Origin of the sequence: Rhodococcus sp. JVH1 (genome assembly GCF_000280725.2) — a bacterium.
GTDB classification, from domain to species: Bacteria; Actinomycetota; Actinomycetes; order Mycobacteriales; family Mycobacteriaceae; genus Rhodococcus_F; species Rhodococcus_F jostii_A.
Map to the genome: position 1 here is coordinate 1223404 of NZ_CP166289.1, position 20980 is coordinate 1244383.

The 20980-nt window shown below is 68.1% G+C and carries 9 protein-coding genes (1 of these 9 cut by a window edge); 1 reads left to right on the forward strand and 8 read right to left on the reverse strand.

The features are described from left to right. The 7 genes from JVH1_RS05810 to JVH1_RS05840 all read right to left on the reverse strand — a co-directional run. Positions 1-10362 carry the beginning of a non-ribosomal peptide synthase/polyketide synthase gene (locus tag JVH1_RS05810; protein ID WP_009479342.1) on the reverse strand. The gene continues 23364 nt to the left of window position 1, outside the view, so the window shows 10362 of its 33726 coding nt (coding positions 1-10362); its start codon is at positions 10360-10362; its stop codon lies off the left edge, out of view. A gap of 1324 nt (positions 10363-11686) precedes the next feature. Continuing rightward, positions 11687-13630, reverse strand: a complete 1944-nt coding sequence (locus tag JVH1_RS05815) for an acetoacetate--CoA ligase (RefSeq protein WP_043782016.1) — start codon at positions 13628-13630, stop codon at positions 11687-11689. 48 nt (positions 13631-13678) lie between these two features. Then, entirely contained in the window at positions 13679-14527 is an 849-nt protein-coding gene (locus JVH1_RS05820; protein WP_009479337.1) for a CoA ester lyase, read from the reverse strand. Further along, positions 14524-15009, reverse strand: coding sequence for a MaoC family dehydratase (locus JVH1_RS05825; protein WP_009479336.1), 486 nt, complete (start codon positions 15007-15009; stop codon positions 14524-14526). Before JVH1_RS05825 ends, JVH1_RS05820 begins: the two co-directional genes overlap by 4 nt. Beyond that, complete coding sequence (locus JVH1_RS05830; RefSeq protein ID WP_009479335.1) at positions 15006-16166, reverse strand: acyl-CoA dehydrogenase family protein; 1161 nt, start codon at positions 16164-16166, stop codon at positions 15006-15008. Before JVH1_RS05830 ends, JVH1_RS05825 begins: the two co-directional genes overlap by 4 nt. After that, a complete protein-coding gene (locus tag JVH1_RS05835) occupies positions 16163-18172 on the reverse strand; it encodes an acetyl/propionyl/methylcrotonyl-CoA carboxylase subunit alpha (protein ID WP_009479334.1) in 2010 nt (669 codons plus the stop codon). Before JVH1_RS05835 ends, JVH1_RS05830 begins: the two co-directional genes overlap by 4 nt. A gap of 14 nt (positions 18173-18186) precedes the next feature. After that, a complete protein-coding gene (locus tag JVH1_RS05840; protein ID WP_009479333.1) occupies positions 18187-19776 on the reverse strand; it encodes a carboxyl transferase domain-containing protein in 1590 nt (529 codons plus the stop codon). A 115-nt stretch (positions 19777-19891) separates the two neighbouring features. Between JVH1_RS05840 and JVH1_RS05845 the strand changes: the two genes are divergently transcribed. Further along, positions 19892-20497: a TetR/AcrR family transcriptional regulator gene (locus tag JVH1_RS05845; RefSeq protein WP_009479332.1), complete on the forward strand. Its 606-nt coding sequence runs from the start codon at positions 19892-19894 to the stop codon at positions 20495-20497. Between the two features lie 107 nt (positions 20498-20604). Here the strand turns inward: JVH1_RS05845 and JVH1_RS05850 are convergent, their stop codons facing one another. Beyond that, positions 20605-20874 carry a GlsB/YeaQ/YmgE family stress response membrane protein gene (locus tag JVH1_RS05850; protein ID WP_009479331.1) on the reverse strand — a complete coding sequence of 90 codons (270 nt, stop codon included), beginning with the start codon at positions 20872-20874 and terminating at the stop codon, positions 20605-20607. Positions 20875-20980: the final 106 nt, after the last annotated feature.

Below are 20980 nucleotides of genomic sequence, written 5' to 3' on the forward strand. Positions count from 1 at the left end.
GTCGTCGACGTCGAGTTCGGCGAGCAGTTCGAACGCGCTGGGCGCCATGTTCACGACGCGGACGTCGCCCATGGCGAGATGACCGAGTATGTCCGCCGGGTCGAACCCCTCCGCCGCGAGGTGGAGTACGCCACCGGAGATCAGCGGAACCCAGACGTTCTTCTGTGTGAGGTCGAACAGCGGGGAACTCGCGACGAGGACACCCGTGCCGTCGCCGATGCGAATTTCGTCGCGGTACCACCGGTAGGTGTTCATCACACCAGCCATGGGCACCATCGTCGGCTTCGGCCGTCCCGTCGAGCCCGACGTCGAGATGACGTATGCGAGACGGGATCCCGCCTCGTCGTCCGACCACGGGTCAAACCCGAGGTCGCTCGCGTCGTACTCGGTCAGCGCCGCGACGGTGTCCGGAGCGTCGAGGACGATGGCCTCGTCGAGAACGGTGTCGCCCAACGGCGTACGGCCCAGTTCGCGCCACGACGACGTGGTCATCGCCACGCGCGCTCCGCTCGTCTCCACCAGACCGGCGATACGCTCGAGAGGCCACGCCTGGTCGAGTGGAGAGTACGCGGCACCGACCTTCCACGCCGCGAGCATCCCGACGACCCAGTCGAGCGAACGCGGAACGATCAGGGCGACGACGTCGTCGGCCCCGACACCCCGGTTCGCGAGTTCGCGGGCCATCTGGTTGGCGCGGCCGTTCAGCTCGGCACGCGTCGTCGTGACTGTCCCGCCGACCACCACGACGGCGTCGGGGTCGCGCTGCACGTGCTCGTGCCATGCGGCGAGGGGGGACTCCGGCCGGGCCGCGGCGGTATCAGCGGGGGCTGCCTGCTCCGGGACGATCGGTGCGGCCGTGTACTTTTCGAGGTCGACGTCTCCAACGAGCGCGTGCGCATCGGCGATCACCGTGTCCAGGATCGCCCCGAAGCCGTCCTTCCCGTCCTCGGACGGCGGGGCCATCATGATCGTGGGAACCAGACCGGACAGCACCACGGAGACGATCGCGTCCGGACCCATCCCACGCTCCGACAGCGGCGCTGACATCAAGCGGAGCCGCTCGTCGAACTCGCGGTACGTCACCTGCATGCCGTCGTGGGCGACCGCGACGGCGTCGGGAGCGACCTCGACAGCGGCAGCCAGGAGCTGCGGCAGCTCGCGAACGGTCATCGTGCGGGCGGGCCTGACAGGGGTCAACTTTGCTCTTTCACGTTCGGTAAGAATGTCGATGTCCCCCACCGAGACATCCGGGTCGGCGACGACGGCTTCGAGAATGCGGACGAAACGCTCCGCGATCCGCTCCACGCTCGCCCGTTCGAACAGGTCGGTGGCGTACGTGAACCGGCCGGTGAGCCCGAAGGGCCTTCCGGTGTCGTCGACTCGCTCAGTCAAGGTGAGGGTCAGGTCATACTTCGCGCCCTCGCCCAGGTCCTCGAGCGCCTGCACCGACAGTCCGGGCAGCTCGAGAGCGCCGATGCGGTTGTTCTGGAACGACAGCATCACTTGGAACAGCGGTGAGTACGCGGTCGAACGCCGGACACGAAGGGTCTCTACCAGGCTTTCGAACGGTACGTCTGAGTTTTCGAAAACGTTCAGGTCGTGCTCTCGTACCCGCGCGAGCAGGTCGCCGAACCCGTCGCCCGCGTGCACTTCGGTTCGCAGGACCAGCGTGTTGACGAACATTCCCACCAGGTCGTCGAGCGACTGGTCGTGGCGCGCCGCCGTGGGGGTGCCGATCGCGATGTCGTCGGTGCCGCTGAGCCGCGAGAGCAGCGTCGCGAGAGCGGTGTGCGTGACCATGAACAGCGAGGCGCCCCGCGCCTTCGCGAGTCGCTCGAGCCCGTCGTAGACCTGTGACTCGATTCCGAAGTCGACGAAGTCTCCCCGCATCGACTGCCGGGAGGGTCGCGGGCGATCGGTCGGGAGTTCGAGCAGTTCCGGAGTGCCCGACAGTGTCTCCGACCAATACGCGATCTGCTTCGCCGCGAGCGACCGGGTGTCGGCGGGGTCGCCGAGGACTTCGCGCTGCCACAGTGCGAAGTCGGGGTATTGCACCGGCAGCGGCTGCCACAGGGGCGCCGCACCGGCGGTGCGCGCGCTGTAGGCGACCATGAGGTCGCGCGCGAGCGGCGACATCGACGCGCCGTCGGCGCAGATGTGGTGCACGACGAGGACGAGCAGAAACTCGCTCTCGCTCGTGGCGAACAGCCGGATGCGCAGCGGGGGCGCGACCGTGACGTCGAATCCGTCGGTGGCGAATTCGGTGAGGGCCGTGCGGAGTTCGGCCTCGGTCACCGGGACGGGCGTCAGGTCGAACGGAACCTGCGCGGTGTCGACGACCTGCTGATACGGGCCGTCGCCGGAGTCGGGGAACACGGTCCGCAGCGACTCGTGCCGCGCGAGCACATCCGACACGGCGGACGACATCGCGTCGATGTCGAGCGAACCGGACAGACGCACGGCGAGCGGGATGTTGTACGCGGAGGACGCCGCGTCGAACCGGTTCATCAGCCACATGCTCTGCTGAGCCATCGACAGCGGAACCCGCTCGGGGCGCGGCCGCGCGACGAGGACCGGCCGGTCGGAGCCCGTGCCTGCCTGCTCGGCCACCTTCAGGGCGAGCCGTTCCACGGTCGGTGCCTCGAACAACTCGCGCACACCCAGACGGGTGCCCGCGGCAGCGTTGAGCCGGGCGACAGCCTTCGTCGCCACGAGCGAGTTGCCCCCGAGGTCGAAGAACGACTCGGCGACACTGATCTTCGCGAGCCCGAGCACGTCGGCGAGGACACCGGCGACCAGTTCCTCGGTCGGCGTACGCGGCTCGATCATCTCGCCCTGCAGGGCGTCGAAGTCGGGCTCGGGCAGGGCCTTCCGGTCAAGTTTGCCTGCGGTGGTGAGCGGGATCTCGTCGAGGACGACGACCGCGCTCGGCACCATGTGCGCCGGAAGCATGTCGCCGACGAAATGCGTCACCTCGGCGACGTCCACCGCGGCGCCCGCGGTCGGCAGCACGTACGACACGAGGGCGGTCGAACCCGACGGCATCGACGTGCCGAGGGTGGCCGCGAACTCGAGGTCCGGGTGCTTGACCAGAACGGCGTCGATCTCGCCGAGTTCGATCCGGAAACCACGGACCTTCACCTGGAAGTCACTGCGACCGACGTACTCCACGCCGTAGCCGGCACGGTGCCCGTGGTCGACGACGAACCGGACGACGTCGCCCGTGCGGTACATCCGGCTGCCGCTGTCGCCGAACGGGTTCGCGACGAATCGTTCGGCAGTGAGGCCGAGACGGTCGTGGTAGCCGCGGGCGAGGCCGGGGCCTGCGATGTACAACTCCCCCGCCACGCCGACGGGTACCGGGCGCAGCAGTTCGTCGAGAACGTAGACGGTGACACCGCAGACGGGACCGCCGATCTCGACCCGGCTCCCGGGCACCAGCAGGTTGCTGACGTTGCTCATGACGGTGGCCTCGGTGGGTCCGTAACCGTTGTACATCCGGCGACCCGGCGCCCAGCGTTCCACCAGTTCCGGCGGGCACGCCTCGCCGCCGGCCACGACGACCTCGAGCCGGTCGAGTCCGGCCGGCTCCACCGACGCGAGCGCGGCGGGCGTGACGAAGGCGTGGGTGATCTCGTTGTCCGCGAGGAAGTTTCGGAGTTCCTCGCCGCCGTACAGGTCTGCGGGGGCGACGATCATCGTCGCGCCGCAGCCGAAGGCGAGCAGCAGTTCGAGGACGGACGCGTCGAAGCTCGGGGACGCGAAGTGCAGGGTCCGCGCCGACGGGCTCACCCCGTAGTGGGTGCGCTGCTCGGCGGAGAAGTTGGCCAGACCGGCGTGGGTGACGACGACGCCCTTGGGCAGACCGGTGGTACCGGACGTGTAGATCATGTACGCCGGGTGCTCGAGCTGCACCGACGCGGTCCGCTCGGAATCCGTGACCGGATCCGCCGACTTCGGGGCGCACAGCGCGTCGCACTCGGACGAATCGAGGGCGAGCCATTCGACGTCCGAGGGAAGGGTGTCCCGCTGGGCGGCCACGGTCAGGCCGAGAATCGCACCGGAGTCGGCGACCATGTGCGCGATGCGCTCGGACGGGTAGCGGGGGTCGACGGGCACGAAGGTGCCGCCGGCCTTGGCCACGGCCCACGTTGCGATCACCGAGTGCAGCGAGCGCGTCATCCCGAGCGCCACCGACGTTTCCGGTCCCACACCGCGATCGACGAGAACCCGGGCGAGCCGGTTCGAGCGCGCGTCGAGTTCCGCGTAGGTCAGCGATTCGCCGTCCGCGACCAGCGCGGTGCGCTCGCCGTTCTCGGCCGCGGTCGCGGCGAGGATCTCCGGCAGCGACAGCGGTGCGACGGCGTCGGTGCCGTGCGCCGCCAGCAAGGACGCACGCTCACCGGGAGCGAGGATGTCGATGTCCGCGACGAGCGTGTCGACGTCCCCGGACAGCGCACCGAGCACGCGGACGACCCGCTCCATGATCTCCTCGACCTCGGCGGCCTCGAAGATCTCGGGAAGGAACTTGGCCGTCAGGTGCAGCCGCGGGTCGGTCATCGCGACGATCGCCAGCGGGTAGTGCGTGGCGTCGTTGGACGTCACGTCGAGAACGCGGAGACCCTCGATGTCGCTGCTCTTCGTGAGCGCCTCACGGTCGAGCGGGTAGGACTCGTAGACCATCAGCGTGTCGAACAGCGCCCCGAGGCCGAGTCCCTGCTGGATGTCGGTGAGCCCGACGTGATGGTGATCGAGCAACTTTGTCTGCTCGTGCTGGATGCGGTCGAGCAGGGTGCGGACGGCGTCGCCGGCACGGACGCGGACCCGCACCGGCAGAGTGTTGATGAACAGCCCGAGCATGGACTCGATGCCGGGCACCTGCGGCGGACGACCCGAGACGGTGGTGCCGAACACCACGTCGTCCCGTCCGGTCAGCCTGCCCAGCACGATTCCCCACGCGGCCTGGACAAGGGTGTTCATGGTGACACCGAGTTCGCGCGAGCGCGCCGTCATGTCGGCGAGCAGGTCGTCCGGCAGGTCGATCACCAGCTCACCGGGGGTGAGCGTCGGCGCGGTCTCCGCGTGCGCGGGTGCGAGGAGGGTGGGCTCCTCGATACCGCCCAGGGCCTTCGTCCACGCGGCCACGGGCACCTGCGGGTCCTGCGCGGACAGCCACTCGAGGTAGCTGCGGTACGGACGCGGCTGCGGCAGTGCCAGTTCGTCGCCGTCCACCGCGTACAGGGTCAGCAGATCCTGGATGAGGATCGGCAGCGACCAGCCGTCGAGGAGGATGTGGTGGTTGGTGACGGCGAACCGGTAGCGGTCCTCGCCCGTCTCGACCAGCAGGAACCGAACGAGAGGCGGCGCAGTCATGTCGAACCGGTCGGTCCGGTTCGCGAGCATCAGCGCCTCGAGTTCCGCAGCACGATCGGACTCGCACGCGGCCGAGAGGTCGACGTGCGTCCACGGCACGTCCACCCGGTCGACGACCACCTGCATGCCGGTGCCGTCGTCGCCCGCGACGAACGCGGTGCGCAGGTTGGGGTGCCTCGCGACGAGTGACTCCGCGGCACGGCGGAGGCGGTCGGTGTCGACGGATCCGCCCAGGTCCATCACGAGCTGGGTGGTGTACACGTCGGTGGCGGTACCGGCCAGCGACGCGTGGAACAGCAAGCCCACCTGCAGCGGGGCCAGCGACCAGACGTCGGCGAGCGAGGGGTAGTCGCTCTCGAGGGTGTCGATCCGGCTCTGACTCAGGGACACGAGGTCGAGGTCCGACGGCGTCCGGCCACCGGCTCCGGGCCGCTTCGTGTGTTCGACGAGCCCTTCGAGCGCGCGTGTCCACAGGCCCGTGAGCTCGCCGACCTCGGCGTCGGTGAGGACGCCCTGGGGGAAGTCGACGGTGGCCGAAAGTCGCTGTTCTCCTTCGACATCCACGATCATCGCGTTGATGTCGAGGGCGAAGTGCACCGGCATCTCGCTGTTGCGGGTACCGGTCAGCTCCATCGTGTCGGTGTCGGGTACCCAGCCCGCCGCCCGGAACGCGTCGGGGATCTCGCCCACCGACACGCGACCGAGGTAGTTGAAACTGATCTGCGGGCTCGGCAACGCGGCGAGAACCGCGCGGGTCTCGGCGTTGAGGAATCGCAGCATTCCGTAACCGATGCCGTGCTCGGGTACCCGGGCGAGTTGTTCCTTCACCGACTTGACGGCCCGGCCTGCGGCCGCACCGCCGGCGAGGGCGTCGCGCACGTCGACGCCGGGCGCCGACAACCGGACCGGGAACATGCTGGTGAACCAGCCGACCGTGCGGGAGAGATCGGCGCCGGGCAGCACCGTCTCCTCGCGGCCGTGGCCTTCGAGGTGCACGAGGGTGGAGGACTCGGTGACGCCGCGTTCCGCGCGCCACGCCGCGACGGCAAGGGCGAGGGCGGTGAGGAGACCGTCGTTGACGCCGCCGTGGAACGCGCGCGGCACGTCGGTCAGCAGACCGTCGGTGACGTCGGCCGGGACCTCCAAGCGGACCCGGCCGGTGGTCGAGACCGTGTCGCGTCCGTCGAGGGCGCGCGAACCGATCAGCGGGTCCGCACCGTCGAGAGTGGTGCGCCAGTGGTCGAGTTCGGCCACGCGGCGGGCGCTCCGGGCGTTGTCGGCGAGGCCGTGCGCCCAGCGGCGCACCGACGTGCCGACCGCCGGGAGCAGCGGGTCGGCCCCGGCGGCGATCTGCGCCCACGCGGATGCGAAGTCGGGCACCAGCACTCGCCAGGACACCCCGTCCACGGCGAGGTGGTGGATCACGACGAGCAGTCGTCCCGACTGCGGGGTGCTCTCGCCCTCCCCGCTGTCGGCGTCCGCGCCGTCCCGCGGTGCGAGATCTCCGGCATCCTCTGCGGGCGCGAACCAGACGAAACGCACCACGCTGCCGGTCGCCGGGTCCAGCGTGTCCACCGTGCGCTCGAGAGCGTGCGCGGCCAGCGCCTCGAACGAGTCGGTGCCGGGTCCCTCGCTGAACTCGACGCGATCGACGAGCCGGTCGACGTCGACGGAGCCGATCGGTGCGACCTCCAGCGACCATCCGGCCGGAGAGTCGGTGCGGCGCAACGACGAACGCAGAGCGTCGTGACGATCGACGACGGCCGCCAGCGTGCGCACCAGGCGGTCCCGCTCCACCTTCGGCGGCAGTGCCAGGAGAATGGACTGGGAGAAGCGGTGGAAGTCGCCGCCGAGTTCCGTCATCCAGTGCACGACCGGTGTCAGCGGCATCGTGCCGATACCGGCGCCCGGAAGTTCCTCGAGGACGTGCACCGTCGCCGACTCGGATGCCGACTTCGCGACCTCGGCGAGCGAGGCCACGGTCTTGCGCTCGAAGACGTCGCGGGCCGTGAACAGGACACCGGCTTCCTTCGCGCGGGACACCAGCTGGATCGAGACGATGCTGTCGCCACCGAGCGCGAAGAACGAGTCACCGACACTGACCCGCGGCAGACCGAGAACCTCGGCGAACAGTCCTGCGATCGACTCCTCCATGGTGCTGCGAGGGGCCACGTACTCACTGGACTCCGCGGCGAACGTCGGTTCGGGCAAGGCCTTCCGGTCGAGTTTGCCGCTCGCTCCGACCGGCATCTCGGCGATCACCACGACGGCGTCGGGAACCATGTACGAGGGCACCGCGCGGCCGACGTGGACCGTCAGATCCTCGACGTCCACCGCCGAACCGGGTTCGGGGACGACATAACCGACGAGCCGCTGCCCCAGGGAGCTGTCGTGCACGACCGCAACCGACTGCGCCACATGGGGATACGAGGACATCGCGGCCTCGATCTCGCCCAGTTCGATGCGCAGGCCGCGCACCTTCACCTGGAAGTCGGTGCGACCGAGGTACTCGATGCTGCCGTCGACGCGCCACTTGACGAGGTCGCCGGTGCGGTACAGACGGGTTCCCGCGGCGCCGAAGGGATTGGCCACGAAGCGTTCTGCCGTGAGTTCCGGCCTGCCCTCGTAGCCGCGCGCGACCTGGGCGCCCGCGAGATAGAGCTCTCCCGCGGATCCGATGGGAGCGGGCCGGAGGTGGCCGTCGAGCACGTACGCCTCGGTGTTCCACACCGGGGTGCCGATGGGAATCGTGTGGAGGGTCTCCCGATCCACCTCGCCTGCGGTGGCGTGCACGGTGAACTCGGTGGGGCCGTACAGGTTGTGCAACCCGGCGTCGGACTTCGCGCGGAACGTTGCGGCGACGGCAGGCGGAAACGCCTCGCCCGCAACGAGAACGACGCGCAGGCTGACGAGTTGTTCGCGGTCCGCTTCGGCGACGAACACCGACAGCATCGACGGGACGAACGACGTCGCCGTGACCTTCTCGCGCGCGATCACGTCGGCGAGGTAGGCGGGGTCGCGATGCCCCTCGGGTGCGGCGATCACCAGGCGCGACCCGGAGGCGAGTGCGGCGAACAGTTCCCACACCGACACGTCGAACGTCGTCGGGGTCTTCTGCAGCACGACATCGTTCGCATCGAGCCCGTAGCGCGACGCGATCCACGTGACCTGGTTCAGGACCGAAGCGTGGCTCACCGCCACGCCCTTCGGACGTCCGGTGGACCCGGACGTGTAGATGACGTAGGCCGGGTTCGCCGGCCGCAGATCGGCTGCCCGTTCGTCGTCGCGGATCGGGCCGGCCGGGGCGCCGCTCAGATCCAGGGCGTCGATCTCCAGGACGTCCTGATCGGCGGGAAAGACGAGGTCGTCGCGCGCGACCGTGAGGATGCACAGCGGGCGGGCACTCTCGAGCACGTACGCCGTGCGCTCGGCGGGGTGGTCGGGGTCGAGGGGCACGTACGCGCCGCCCGCCTTGACGACGGCGTACATCGCGACCATGGAGTCGAGCGAGCGGCGGATCGCGAGGGCGACCTTCGTCTCCGGACCCACCCCCCTGCCGATCAGCGTCCGGGCGAGACGGTTCACCCGCGCGTCGAACTCGGCATATGTGAGCTCCTCGCCGTCGAAGACGAGTGCCGTCGCGTCGGGCGTGCGCCCGACCTGGGCGTCGAACAAGTCGACGACGGTCCCCGCCGGCGGGGTCACGACGTCGCCGTTCCACCCGGTCACGACCTGTCCGCGTTCCTCGTGGCTCATCGCGGCCAGGTCCGACACCGAGGCGTCGTCGCCGGCGCCGAGGAAGCGCTCGAAGAAGTCGAAGAAGCGGCTGTGGTGACGGTCCAGCTCGTCGGCGGAGTACAGGTTGGGGTTGGCCTCGAAGTCGATGTGGATCTTGCTGCCCGCCACACCCTGGTAGATGTTCAGCGAGAGATCTTCGACCGGTCCGGTGGTGAGGACGTTCTGGTGTCCGGTGACCGTCCCCAGCTTGATCTCGCTGTGGAACATCATGATGTTGATCGAGGGACCGAAGAAGCCACGCTGCCCCTGGGGCGCTCCCGCGTCCCGGCGGATGTCCTCGTGGCGGTACCGCTGGCGGCGCAGGGCGCCGGTGAGCTCGATCTGGACGCTCTTGACCAGCTCGGGGACGGTCATCTCCGGGGTGATCTGGAGTCGGAGCGGAACGATGTTCGACACCATTCCGCCGGAGCGACGCAGCGTGGCGGTGGTGCGCGCCGAGACCGGGAGGCTGAGGACGACGTCCGTCCGGTCGGTCATGTGGGCCAGGTACGCGGCGAATGCGGCCACCACGATGGGTGCGGAGCTGGCGTTGCTGCCGCCGAGCGCCTCGTCGAGCAGGGTGGCGGTGGACTCGGGCAGGGCCTCGGAGGAGAGCCGCGCGAACTTGCCCACCATGGCCGCGCGACCGGCGAGGCTCGGAGCCTCGGGCAGGTGCGCGGTGCGTTCGGCCCAGTATTCGCGATCCTTCGCGAACCGCTCGGAGTTGCGGTACCGCTGCTCGTCCTCGACGATCCGGACCAGGTCCTCGGCGCGGCAGGCCGGCGGCTCGGTGCCCTCGACCAGTGCGGTGTAGATCTCGGCGATGCGAGCGATCAGCGCCATCGCGCCGAAACCGTCGAGCGCGATGTGATGGATGCGGCAGAACCAGAAGTAGTGATTCTCCCCGACGTGGAGCAGGTAGACCACGACGAGGCGGTCCTCGAGGAGGTCGACGGGGGCGCTGTAGTTGGCCCGCATCCACTTCTCGGCGGCGTCGACGGAATCGTTCTCGGCGCGGAGGTCGACATAGGTGATGGCGTCGTCGAGCGCCTTGTCGACGTACTGGTACGGAACGCCGTCGATCTCGACGAGGCGGAGGAAGCCGGAGCCGAACTCCCGGCCGGTGCGCTTGCTGGCCTCGGTCAACAGGTCGAGGTCGATGTCACCGCGAAGCTCGATGTACTGGGCGATGGTGAGAGGAACGTCGCCCATCGCGTGTTGCGCGAACCAGATGCCACGCTGCGCAGCCGACAGCGGAAACGCTCCTTCCGGAGCACCGCTACTACCCGCTGCTTGTCCCGACCCCAAGGGTTACTCCGTTCTCGAACGCGTGGCGACTGCCGCCTGTGTCTTTGGTGATTCGTAGCTCTCGGTCCCACGGACTACGTCGTGGGCCGGTCTTCCGATGAACGCCATCACATGAACAAGCCTTGCCGGTTCGAAGCATCTCGCGGAGCGGTGACGTGCCGGGCATGGGACGCCCTGCGCTGATCGAAGAGTTCCACCACACTCGGAGTCGATATCAGACGATCGTCCGAAACCCGATTGCCTGCGACGCTGAACACTCCAAGGCCCTTACATCCCGAACTACTTGCGGTGAGCGGGTTCATACGTGGCTCCGTTCTCTCATCGATCCAACAAGCGGCCACCCAATCGGTGCTCGTCATCCTCCGAGTCGAGAGCCGAGTCTACGGCGCTGGTGGAGGAGCGAAACATCGTCGCGATCATTGCTTCGGCCTCCTCTCGCTCGGGGGTGACAATCTCGGTTCGTACGGTTCTGCGGTAGCGCCGGGAATTACATCGGTGTCGGATCCACTGCCGTTACCGGCGCCGGTGTGACGTACCCAACCCTCGATACTTCCAGAACCAGGCCTGAATTCGATCTTCGACGCGCACATATTCAACAGGCCGAACCACATTCCGGGCACTGTGTACAACCAGAATACGGATACCGTACCGAGAGTCGGAATTTCGCAAGGTGTACAACTGTCGTATCCAGTTTCATGTTCCACCTCCCGACTGTTATCCGCGCACGGTGCAGCCGATCTGATGACCGGCCGCGGCGTTGAACACTCACTGCCCCCCGTGACCGCAGTTTTTGCCAACCACCGTGTCTACCAAAGCCCCGCACAGGTCTCAAAATGAAGAGCACCCGAAGTTGCACACCGGGAATAACCGACCAGGCCCGTCACGCATCCGCCTCGAACGGAAACTTGGACGTTCACGTGAGCACCCGGGCTCCGGAAGATCGGCCGCTGACCTGCCACGAGGACGCAGACACGCGCCCCCGGCGAAGGGAGGTGAACCGACGACACCACGGTTGTATCCCAGCATCTGGAACACCCTCCCGGTGCGCGACACTCTCGATGTCCGATTAGTCGCGATCGCTGACGCGTGACCGATCGCAGGCAGACGGGAGATTTCTCACATTCGGGGGCGCGTCGACGTCGGGAAGCACACTTCTACCAACGAGTAATCGAAGTAAGACTAACCTAACTTTGCCGCCCAACGACACTGACATCGAGGGACTCGCCGCTCACCGTCCGTGGCTCGCGAACCAATCGAGCAGACCGGGGTCGTCCACGGCGCTGCGGTCCACCGTGCGCCCCGCATCCGCTCCCTGGAAAATGCGCTTGAGGGGCACCTCGAGCTTCTTGCCGGTCCGGGTGTGCGGGATACCGGGCGCCTCGATGATGTCGTCGGGCACATGCCGCGGAGAGGCCTGCTCACGAATCGCGGCACGGATACGCTGCTTCAGCGCGTCGTCGAGTTCCGCCCCCTCCGACAGGACCACGAACAGCGGCATCCAGTATCCGCCGTCCGCCAGGTCGACACCGACGACAAGCGCTTCGGCGACCTCCGGGAGCTTCTCCACCACCTGGTAGATGTCGGCGCTACCCATCCGAATCCCGTTGCGATTCAAGGTGGAATCGGACCTCCCGTGCATCAGGACGGTCCCGCGATCGGTGATCGTGATCCAGTCGCCGTGCCGCCACACTCCGGGGAAGACATCGAAATATGCCTCGCGGTACCGCTTTCCGTCCGGATCGTTCCAGAACGACACCGGCATGGACGGCATCGGCGCCGTCACGACCAGTTCACCGACCTCCCCTCGCACCGGTTGCCCCGACTCGTCGAACGCGTCGACGGCGACACCCAGGCAGGGGGCGGACAGCTCCCCCGGCCAGACCGGTATGTTCCGCGCTCCCCCGACGAACGCCGACACCACGTCGGTCCCACCGGTGATCGACACGACGGGAACGCGGCGACCGACGTTCTCGGACAACCACAGTGACGACGCCGCCGGCAGCGTGGACCCGGTCACCCCCACCGCCCGAAGTGCGCTCAGATCGTGCTCGCGCACGGGGACCACACCCGCCTTGTCGCACGCGAGAACATAGCCGGGACTGGTGCCGACCACGGTCACACCCAGTCGTGACACCAAGGACCACAACGCATCCGGCGTCGGATAGGACGGACTTCCGTCGTAGGTGACGATGGTGGCCCCCACCAGCAGGCCCGCCGTCTGGAAGTTCCACATCATCCAACTGGGACTGGTGTACCAGAACAGGGTGTCGTCGCGGCGGATGTCGAGTTGGAGCGCGAGCGACTTCACGTGTTCGAGGAGGACGCCGCCGTGACCGTGCACGATGCCCTTCGGCAGGCCCGTGGTCCCCGAGGAGAACACCACCCACAGCGGGTGGTCGAACGGGACGGCGACGGACTCGAGTACGGCGTCCCGGCCGGTGGCATCCGCCCAGGTGAGGGTGCCGTCGACGGCACTGTCCGGATCGAGATGCGGCACGACCACGGTGAGGGCCGACGACGGCAATCCGCCGCGCAGGTCGGCGGCCGCGGCGAGCCGATCGTGTTCCTTGCCCCCGAACCGGTAGCCGTCCGCGGTGATCAACGCTTTCGGGTCCAGTTGACCCAGTCGATCGAGCGCGGCCGGCGCGGAGTAGTCCTGTCCGCACGCGGCCCACACGGCACCGAGCGACGCCGTGGCGAGGAACGCGACGACGGCCTCGGGAATGTTCGGGAGGTAGCCGACGACCCGGTCACCGACCCCGACTCCGTGCTCGCGGAGAGTCGCGGCGAGGCCCGCCACCGCGGACCGCAACTCGTCCCACCCGACGGAGACGTCGGTGGCGCCCTCACCCGCGTACAGGATCGCCGGTGTGCCGGGGCGGGCGTTCCGGAAGACGTGGTCGACGTAGTTGAGGGTCGCCCCGGGGAACCAGACGGCACCCGGCATCGCGTCGTCCGCGAGGGCCGGTCCGGGGTCGGTGGCGGACCGGATCTCGAAGTAGTCCCACACGTCCTGCCAGAACGCCGCCGGGTCGGCGATCGACCAGCGCCACAGCGCCCGGTAGTCGTCGACCCGGACGCTGTGACGCCGTGCGACGAACCGGGCGAAGTCGGTGACGACCGCGTCGCGCACGTCGGATTCGGTGGGCACCCATTGCGGATCGGCAGTCATGGGCACCATCTTCCCCGAGAGCGCGGCAGTTCCGCGCTCTTTCGCCGCCTACCGCGGGGACTCGGACGTGCTCTTCCCCTTCGAATCGACCTGGGAGCGGCGCAGGATCGCCTCGGCGTGACGCAGGACCGGCGCGTCCACCATCTTTCCCTCGAACGCGAAGACTCCCCGTTCGTCGGCGACGGCGGCGAGAACCCGCGTGGCCCAGTCGACGTCCTCGTCGGACGGCGCGTACGCCTCCCGGATCACCGCGATCTGGCTGGGATGGATGCCGACCTTGACGTCGAATCCGACGGCGACGGCGTCGACCGCCTCGGCACGCAACCCGTCGAGGTCCTTGATGTCGAGATAGACGGAATCCAGGGCGAGCCGGTGATACGCCTTGGCGGCCAGCAGTGTCGACGACCGCACGTGATCGGCGACGTCACGATAGCTGCCGTCCTCGCGGCGACGACTGGAGTTACCACCCATCGCCGCCACGAGATCTTCGGCGCCCCACATCACGCCGATCGTGCTCGCCGCGAGCGCGATCTCGCTCACCGCGAGCGCACCGAGAGGCGACTCGACGAGGGCGATCACCTCACGCGGCGCCAACGACAGCACCTGGTCGGCGGACTCGCACTTGGCCAGCATCAGCCTCGTGTAGCGGGTGCCGTCGAGTGCCAGCAGATCGCGCTCGTGGTCCTCGGTTCCGACCGGATTGACCCGCACCACCGTGCGATCCGGATCCAGCGGGGTGTCGATCAGGGCGACCCGCGCCGCTTCCTTGTCCGCGGGCGCCACCCCGTCCTCGAGGTCGAGGATCACGACGTCGGCTGCCGCAGCCGCTTTCGCATACCGTTCGGGCCGGTCGGCCGGGCAGAACAACCAGGCGGGCCCGGGCAGTTCCCAGCTCACGACGGCCTCTTCTGGACGAGGGTCTTGCGGACCGCGATCGCCACCACGTCGCCGTTCTGGTTGCGGCCGGTGTGCTCGAGCGTGACGATGCCCTCGCCGGGCCTGCTCTTCGACTCGCGCTTGTCCACGATCTTCGTCTCCGCGTAGAGCGTGTCGCCGTGGAACAGCGGCTTCGGGAAACTGATCTCCGAGAACCCCAGATTCGCGACGATCGTCCCCTGCGTCAGTTGTGCCACCGACAACCCGACCACGGTCGAGAGGGTGAACATCGAGTTGACGAGGCGCTCACCGAACTGGGTGTTCTCGCTGTACGCGGCGTCCAGGTGCAGTGCCTGCGTGTTCATCGTCTGCGTCGTGAAGAGGACGTTGTCGGCCTCCGTGACGGTCCGGCCGGGACGGTGCTCGTACACCGCTCCCAGCTCGAACTCCTCGAACCACAGGCCCCGCTGGACGATTCGCTTCGGTTCGGTCGTCGCGGTCACAGGCCCGCCTCCCGCGCGATCAGCATCAGCTGCACCTCGGTGGTGCCCTCGCCGATCTCCAGGATCTTGCTGTCACGGTAGTGCCGGGCCACGGTGTACTCGTTCATGAATCCGTAGCCGCCGTGGATCTGGGTGGCGTCCCGGGCGTTGTCCATCGCGGCCTCGGAGGCGACGAGCTTGGCGATGGCGGCCTGCTTCTTGAACGGCTTGCCGGACAACATCCGGGCAGCGGCGTCGTAGTAGGCGGTGCGCGCGGTGTGGGCGCGCGCCTCCATGCGGGCGATCTTGAAGGCGATGGCCTGGTTGTGGCCGATGGGCCGTCCGAACGCCTCGCGTTCCTTGGCGTACTTGACCGACTCGTCGACGCATCCCTGGGCGGCTCCGACGCTGAGCGCGGCGATGGCGATGCGGCCCTCGTCGAGGATCCGCAGGAAGTTCGCGTACCCGCGGCCACGCTCGCCGAGCAGATTCTCCTCGGGAACGCGCACGTCCGAGAACGTGAGCGGGTGGGTGTCGGAGGCGTTCCAGCCGACCTTGTTGTACGCCGGCTCGGCGGTGAAGCCCGGCGTCGACGTCGGCACGAGGATGGTGGAGATCTCCTTCTTGCCGTCCTTCGTACCGGTCACCGCGGTAACGGTGACGAGCTTGGTGATGTCGGTGCCGGAGTTGGTGATGAACTGCTTGTTGCCGTTGATGATCCACTCACCGCTGTCGAACTTCGCGGTGGTCTTCGTCCCGCCGGCATCGCTTCCGGCACCCGGCTCGGTGAGCCCGAACGCGGCCAGGCTCTTGCCGCTCGTCAGCTGCGGCAGCCACTCCTGCTTCTGCTCCTCGTTGCCGAACCGGTAGATCGGCATCGCACCCAGCGACACGCCGGCTTCCAGGGTGATCGCGACACTCTGGTCGACCTTGCCCAGTTCTTCGAGTGCCAGGCAGAGGGCGAAGTAGTCGCCGCCCATTCCGCCGTACTCCTCCGGGAACGGCAGGCCGAACAGGCCCATGTCGGCCATTCCCGCCACCACCTCGTACGGGAACGTGTGATTGGCATCGTGTTCCGCCGCGACCGGTGCCACCACGTTCTTGGCGAAATCGGCGACGGTCTTCGCCAACTGCTGGTACTCGTCGGGAAGCTGGCCGGTGGCAAGGAATTCGGTCATGACGCGTCTTCTTTCGTGTCGGTGGTGTCGGTGTGCGGGGTGACTCGTGCGAGCAGCTGGTCGACCATCACCTGGTCACCGGGTGCGACGAGGATGTCGACGACGCCGTCGACGGGGGCGGTGAGCGAGTGCTCCATCTTCATCGCCTCGACCACGACGAGGCTCTGGCCCGCGGTGACGTGGGCGCCTGCCTCGGCGCCGACGGCGATGACGGATCCGGGCATGGGGCTGGTGATCTCGGCCTCGCCGGCGTGGACGTCGCCGGTGCGGACACTGAGTTCGCGGACCTCACGCAGCATCGTCGTGCCGTCGGAACCGGCGAGCCAGATGTGCCCGTCGGTCTGGGCGACCCGGTAGGTTTCGCGCCTGCCGTCGATCACCACGGACAGCGTCGTTCCGTCGAGCGCCGCCGTCAGGGACAGGGTGTCGCCGTCCTCCACCTGCGCGGTGGCCTCGGACGGACTGCCCGTGATGCGCACGTGGTCGGTGCGGGTGGCAGACGACAACCGGATGCTGGTGGGCGCGGGAACCCCGACCCGCCAGCCGCTGGGAACGTCCCACGGATCGGCCTGTGCCCGCTCGGGCCAGCGCTGCAACCAGCGGAAAGCCGCAGCGGCGATCAGGGCGGCGTCGGTGGCCTCCGCGGCGACGAAGTCCTCGAGCCGTCGGTCGAGCAGACCGGTGTCGAGGTTGCCGGCCACCACGTCGGGATCGGCGAGCAGGAAGCGTGCGAACTCGATGTTGGTGACCACTCCCAGCACACCGGTGCCGGCCAGTGCCCGGTCCAGCTTGCGCAGCGCACCGGCGCGGTCGTCGGCGTGGGCGATGACCTTCGCCAGCATCGGGTCGTAATCGCTGCCGACCACCGTGCCGGGCTGCAGCCCGGAGTCGACCCGGACACCGGGGCCGGCGGGTTCGACGACGTCGGCCACGAGTCCGCCGGTGGGGAGGAATCCGCGACTCGGATCCTCGGCGTAGACGCGGGCTTCGATGGCGTGACCGGTGAGGGTGATGTCGTCCTGGGCGAAGCCGAGCGGCTCACCGGCGGCCACTCGCACCTGCCACTCGACGAGGTCCAGGCCCGTGACGAGTTCGGTGACCGGGTGCTCGACCTGCAGCCGGGTGTTCATCTCCATGAAGAAGAACTCGTCGGGCTTGTCGGCGGAGACGATGAACTCGACCGTTCCCGCTCCGGAGTAGTCGACGCTGCGCGCCGTGTTGCAGGCGGCCTCACCGATCCGGGCGCGCGTCGCCTCGTCCAGCAGCGGCGACGGAGCCTCCTCGATGACCTTCTGGTGGCGACGCTGCAGACTGCATTCGCGCTCACCGAGATGGACGACGTTCCCGTGCCCGTCCGCGAGAATCTGCACCTCGATGTGCCGAGGCCGCAGCACGAATCGCTCGAGGAACAGCGTGTCGTCGCCGAACGCCGACGCCGCCTCCCGCCGAGCGCTGCGCAGTGCCTCGGCGAGTGCGCCCGGCTCCTCCACCAGTCGCATGCCCTTGCCGCCGCCACCTGCCGACGGCTTGACGAGGACGGGGTATCCGATGTCGCCTGCGGCCGCGATCAGTTCGTCGTCGGACAGGCCGGGACGGGCGATGCCGGGGACGACGGGCACGTCGAACTTCGCCACCGCGTTCTTGGCGGTGATCTTGTCGCCCATCACCTCGATCGCGTGAGCGGACGGGCCGAGGAACGCGATTCCCGCGTCCGCGCAGGCCCCGGCGAACTTGGAGTTCTCCGACAGGAACCCGTAACCGGGATGGATGGCCTGCGCGCCGGTTGCCTGCGCCGCCGCAATCACCTTCTCGATGACGAGGTAACTCTCCCGGGCCGCGGCCGGGCCGAGCAGCACCGCGGTGTCGGCCTCACGGACGTGCCGCGCGTCCCGGTCCGCCTCGCTGAACACGGCGACGGAACGGATTCCCATGGCCCGCAGGGTGCGGATCACACGCACCGCGATCTCGCCGCGGTTGGCTACCAGGACGGTATCTATCCGAGTCATTTCAGTCATTCCACTCACATCCGGAAAACGCCGTAGGAGACCGGCTCGACCGGTGCGTTCGCACACACCGAGAGCGCCAGTCCGAGAACAGTTCTGGTATCGGCGGGGTCGATGATGCCGTCGTCCCACAGCCTGGCCGTCGAGTAGTACGGATTACCCTGCGCCTCGTACTGCTCGCGGATCGGCGCCTTGAACGCCTCTTCGTCCTCGGCCGACCACGGGTTGCCCGCGCTGTCGAGTTGCTCGCTGCGCACCGTAGAGAGCACCGATGCCGCCTGCTCGCCGCCCATCACGGAGATCCGGGCGTTAGGCCACATCCACAGGAACCGCGGCGAGTACGCCCGCCCGCACATCGAGTAGTTGCCCGCACCGTAGGAGCCGCCGATCACGACGGTCAGCTTGGGAACCCGGGCGCATGCCACCGCGGTCACCATCTTGGCGCCGTGCTTGGCGATGCCGCCGGCCTCGTAGTCGCGACCGACCATGAAGCCTGCGATGTTCTGCAGGAACAGAAGCGGAATCTTGCGCTTGTCGCACAGTTCGATAAAATGCGCGCCCTTCATCGCGGACTCGGCGAACAGCACGCCGTTGTTGGCGACGATGCCGACCGGGTGGCCTTCGATGTGCGCGAAACCGGTGACCAGGGTCTTGCCGTACTCCGCCTTGAACTCCTGGAACTCGCTTCCGTCCACGATGCGGTCGATGACCTCGTGGACGTCGTACGGGGTGCGCGGGTCGGTGGGGACCACGTCGTAGAGGTCGGTCTGCGGCGCCGACGCGGGGACGGCGCTGATCACGTCCCACGGACGCTCGGCGCGCGGGCCGAGGGTCGCGACGATGTTCCGCACGATCCGCAGCGCGTCCTGGTCGTCCTCCGCGAGGTGGTCGGTGACGCCGGAGACCTTCGAGTGCAGGTCGCCGCCGCCGAGCTCCTCCGCTGTCACGACCTCACCGGTGGCGGCCTTCACCAGCGGCGGGCCACCCAGGAAGATGGTGCCCTGGTTGCGGACGATGACGGCCTCGTCGCTCATCGCGGGCACGTAGGCGCCGCCCGCGGTGCACGAGCCGAGGACCGCCGCGATCTGCGGGATGCCCTGCGCGCTCATCGTGGCCTGGTTGTAGAAGATGCGGCCGAAGTGCTCGCGGTCCGGGAACACCTCGTCCTGCCTGGGCAGGAACGCGCCGCCGGAGTCGACGAGGTAGATGCACGGTAGCTGGTTCTGCAGCGCGATCTCCTGCGCCCGCAGGTGCTTCTTCACCGTCATCGGGTAGTAGGTGCCGCCCTTGACGGTCGCGTCGTTGGCGACGATCACACATTCCCGGCCGGACACCCGGCCGATGCCGGCGATGACGCCCGCGCCGGGGCATTCGTCGTCGTACAGGCCGTTCGCCGCGAGCGGGGAGATCTCGAGGAACGGGCTTCCGGGGTCGAGCAGGGTGTCCACTCGATCGCGGGGCAGGAGCTTGCCTCGGCTGACGTGCCGCTCGCGCGACTTCTCGCTGCCGCCGAGTGCGGCCACGGCCAGCCTCGACTTCAGCTCGTCCACCAATTTCGTGTGCTCTGCCCGGTAGCCCTCCCGTGCAGTGGTTCCGCTCAGTGCCATCCTGCCGCCTTCTCGTCTTGACGCCCGTGCCGAGTGAGTTAATACTCGATAACTGAATCTAAGATAACTGTGATTAACTGAGTTGTCCAGACCGCATCCGAGAAAGAGCAAGGCGATGACCACAGACGTCGACGGCACCGAAGCGCCGATCACGCGCCGGGAACAGATGAAGGCGGATCGTCGCCGCCAACTGCTCGACGCCGCCGCCCGCCTCATCGCCGAACGGGGCTTCCTCGGCGTCCGCCTCGAGGACCTCGGTTCCGCGGCGGGAATCAGCGGCCCCGCCGTGTACCGGCACTTCCCCAACAAGGACGCCGTCCTCGTCGAACTGCTCGTCGGGATCAGCACGCGACTGCTCGAGGGCGGGTCGCTCGTCGTGGCGGAGGCCGCCTCCCCGGAAGCGGCCCTCGAGGGTCTGATCGACTTCCACCTGGACTTCGCGCTCGGCGAACCCGACCTCATTCGTATCCAGGACCGGGACCTGGAGAGCCTGCCCCCCGAGGCCCGCCGGGAGGTCCGGCAGACGCAGCGGCGCTACGTGGAGATCTGGGTGAAGGTGCTGCTGCAGGTGGACACGTCACTGGACGAGACGGATGCCCGCACCAAGGCACACGCCACGTTCGGGCTCATCAACTCGACCCCGCACAGCGCCGATCCCACGACCCCCTCGCGCACTCGGAAAGTACTGCGCGACATGACGCTTCTCTGCCTACGCCCGTGAGTACTTGTTAACGTCCGGCGGTTAATAAGTACTCACGGGCGGCGAAGCCGCAGAAGGGCCCCGCCCTGACCGGACGGGGCCCTTCTCGTGCCAGTGCGATGTGGCGCCTACACCCTGTTCTTGCTCGTCATCGAGGTGTATCCGAGGGTCAGCACGGCCGCTACGGCGATGCTGATGATCCACCGGATCCAGTCGATTCCGCCGGTGTCCCCCTTGTCGAGGAGCCCCTCCCACACCCAGTACCCGATCAGCGCACCGATGATGCCGAGGACGACGGTGATGATCCAACCCATCGCCTGCTTTCCCGGAATCACGAGACGCGCCAGAACGCCGATGACCGCACCGAAGATGATGGTGCCGATGATGTCCATGACCATGGCGCTTGTCCTCTCAACACGCAATTCATGGTGCGAGCGGAAGGTCACCGCTCATGTCGAACATAACCACGTGGACACCCGTTCGACAGGGCTTCGGCAAATCGTT

What these genes read in the sequence shown, in the direction of transcription:
- JVH1_RS05835 (WP_009479334.1), bottom strand. Translation starts at nt 18,172, where the DNA reads ATGACTCGGATAGATACCGTCCTGGTAGCCAACCGCGGCGAGATCGCG.
- JVH1_RS05830 (WP_009479335.1), bottom strand. Translation starts at nt 16,166, where the DNA reads ATGACCGAATTCCTTGCCACCGGCCAGCTTCCCGACGAGTACCAGCAG.
- JVH1_RS05840 (WP_009479333.1), bottom strand. Translation starts at nt 19,776, where the DNA reads ATGGCACTGAGCGGAACCACTGCACGGGAGGGCTACCGGGCAGAGCAC.
- JVH1_RS05850 (WP_009479331.1), bottom strand. Translation starts at nt 20,874, where the DNA reads ATGGTCATGGACATCATCGGCACCATCATCTTCGGTGCGGTCATCGGC.
- JVH1_RS05845 (WP_009479332.1), top strand. Translation starts at nt 19,892, where the DNA reads ATGACCACAGACGTCGACGGCACCGAAGCGCCGATCACGCGCCGGGAA.
- JVH1_RS05815 (WP_043782016.1), bottom strand. Translation starts at nt 13,630, where the DNA reads ATGACTGCCGATCCGCAATGGGTGCCCACCGAATCCGACGTGCGCGAC.